Annotated in this window: 1 protein-coding gene; it reads left to right on the top strand. The window is 41.5% G+C overall.

The features are described from left to right. Positions 1-2,660, top strand: a 2,660-nt coding sequence (locus tag ACH2DQ_RS19745; protein WP_395027980.1) for a hypothetical protein, incomplete at both ends; no start/stop codon positions are given.

Consider the following 2,660-nt stretch of genomic DNA (forward strand, 5'->3'; position numbering starts at 1 on the left):
CAGGGTCCATGGCTTCGCCGGTTGGAACTGCATTAAATGGATGTACTAATTATGCAAGTGTGATATCCAACGCTTCTTCTGTTAATGTGGGAGGAATCGTAGGCAGTCTTACCAGCGGAACGATTACTGCGTGCTCAACCCAAATCCCTAACGGTGCAGAAGTCCCGGTAGTTCAGGGCGGACAGCGTGTGGGAGGAATCGCGGGTTATGTCAGCGGTGTTGCTACGAAGGTCATGAGTGATATTAAAATTGATCCGGATAATGAATCCAAACAGTTCCGTGCTACTTACAATACATTTCATGTAACCGCAGATAAAGAAGCAGGGGGAATTGCAGGGGAATTAGCAGGTTCAGCTGTAATATCTGTTTATAATACGGGAAATGTATCCGTGAAACGGGTAGCTGCAAGTGAGTTGTCAAATGCGAATTCTGCTGGCGGTATTATCGGCTATGCAAACGATGCTTCAACCTTGAATAAGGGGATCGTAATCAATTGCTACAGCCTTGGTAAAATCGGTTGGATTGACGGAAAGGCGGCAACGAAAGATGAAGTATGCGGTTACATCGGAGGAATTATCGGCGCCCGCAGATATACAGGAAACAGCAGTGACTTAAGGGATAAAGAATGTACCGGAGCCAGTATGCGTGACTGCTATTTTATCAGTGACAGAGTAGCATCTACACTTCCTTATTTAAAGCTTGGCAATACCCCCTTACAGCTTCATAAATGGATGGTTGGCAATGAACCGTTTGCAAAATATAACACCGACAACGGTGACAGCCAAAGCTATACGGAAAAGGATGCTGCCGGAGAAAAAGGCTATTGGAATGAAGCAAGTTTTGATGCGCTTCTGGATACCATAGGAAAAACAGATGATTTCAACTGGGATAAAAATGATGAACTTACAAATGTAAACCATATTTTACAGAATTATTTTTATGAGCTGCCGATACCGGACACAAAAGAAGTCACCGGCGTAATGGGAACGACCTATGAAATGAAATGGAAAGGTCTGGTGGGGTTAACCAGCGGTTATGAAGTCTCCATTTTTACCAATTATGAATACGTAGACGGAATAAAAACCGGCAAGGGAGCCCCAATTTGGGGTCAGCATTACGACAGCAATAATCTGGAAGGACTGACATTAAATCTGAAGAGTATTGCTGAGAAATACATGGGACAAAAACTATATCTGTCCATTCAGGCAAAAGGTTACAGTATAGGGGAAGGTGAGAATAAAATTGATATAACCACCGACAGTAAAACATCCATCGTACAGACCTTTGTGATGATGCCACCATTACCAACGCTGGAAGTTCCGGAAAAAATGGAGATACAGCAGGAAGCCAACAGCAGCAAGGTAACTTTGTCCATTAAAAATATAAATGAAATTTTCACAAAAAGTCCCTATAATTTATATTCTGGTTTACGTGAATTAAGCCAGGGACATCTCTTAGAAGATAAATTATATGACATGTTTAAAAACGGTACGGCGAAGATTAAAGTCATTGATTATTTCTTAAATAATGAAAATGATGCATATTTCCAGTGGCATTCCAATGAGCATGATATGGATATTAACTGGGGAACCGGAGAAGCGGCCTTAACCATTGACTATAGCCAGCCGGGAGAAAAATACGAAAATAAATTCTGGCATGCGTATTTAGTACAGATATGCATTTCGGATCAGCAAAACTCCATGTCGTTAAACCCGGATAACTATTCGGACAAAACGGTCAAATACCGTTATTTATCTTCTGATACGGAAGAAAAGAGGTTTTTATTAAGTACAACTGCCAATCTGACACCACCAAAAGGTCTTGAAAAGACTTATACCGGCACCACAGCAGAACCTGGATATAGTTTAACCTGGCAGAATCCCAATGAAAGCAAAGAAAATGTAAGAGGATATAAAGTGGTGATCACGAATCCGGTAACCGGGGCTTCGATTGAAAAAGAACTGCTGAAAACAGAGGCTCTTCGTTATGATTTAACCTCAGAAGACATAAAAAAATTGATGGGAGATGATTATCCAAATCCAGAAACGCTCAATCATACACTGACCTGGTCCGTAACAGCATTAAGCGGTAGCAATACCGGAGACAAAGTATTCTATAAAGATTCCGAACCAGCCGCCGATACGATTACCCTCCCATTGATGGAAGAACAGGTAAATGCCATTACCGGTGAGGTACCCAGTGAAGTTTATTATCCCTATATGGTAGATTTCATCTGGAAGGATCCAACGTATTCGGCAAATACGAAATATGAATTTAAATTAACGGTAACATCGGAAGGCAAAGACGTTACGAAGGATGCATCCTTTCATTATTCCAGCGGAACGACTTGTCAGGTTGATTTACCAAAAGCATTAGACGCTGATTATAATATAGAATTGGTGGTGAAAAAAGTTGGAAATATCGGTCAGACTCTGGATTCCGCAGTAACAAACGGCAAATTGACCGTGAAAAAATCGCTGCCAGCAGTATCTAATCTGTCACATTCAGAGCCACAGATTGATTCGGAGGATTCTACCAAGATAAAAGTCAACCTGGATTGGAAGATCCCGGAAGGCGTAAACGAAACAAACTGCTCGGGATATTTATTTGCCATAATACCGGTTGGTGAACTGCAGATGGATAACGCCATTACTACAGTT

This window comes from Robinsoniella sp. (assembly GCF_034124845.1).